Source organism: Pseudoalteromonas sp. SK18, from assembly GCF_001974855.1.
In the GTDB taxonomy this organism is placed as follows: domain Bacteria; phylum Pseudomonadota; class Gammaproteobacteria; order Enterobacterales; family Alteromonadaceae; genus Pseudoalteromonas.
This window is the reverse complement of sequence record NZ_MTQB01000085.1, coordinates 1-254: the sequence shown is the minus strand read 5'-3', so window position 1 is coordinate 254 and position 254 is coordinate 1. Positions and strand designations below refer to the sequence as shown.

Sequence of the window (254 nt, the reverse complement as noted above, 5' to 3'; positions counted from 1 at the left end):
GCCCCCTTTGGTCCGTAGACATTATGCGGTATTAGCAGTCGTTTCCAACTGTTGTCCCCCACCTCAAGGCATGTTCCCAAGCATTACTCACCCGTCCGCCGCTCGTCAGCAAAGTAGCAAGCTACTTTCTGTTACCGCTCGACTTGCATGTGTTAGGCCTGCCGCCAGCGTTCAATCTGAGCCATGATCAAACTCTTCAATTAAAAAGTTTTATGTCTTTCGACAGCTCAATGAATTCTGAATTTATTTAATAT

At 46.1% G+C, this 254-nt stretch carries 1 rRNA gene; it reads right to left on the bottom strand.

The window, feature by feature from the left end:
* Positions 1–203 (bottom strand): 16S ribosomal RNA (locus BW139_RS18235); the annotation flags it as partial.
* Between the last annotated feature and the right edge of the window lie 51 nt (positions 204–254).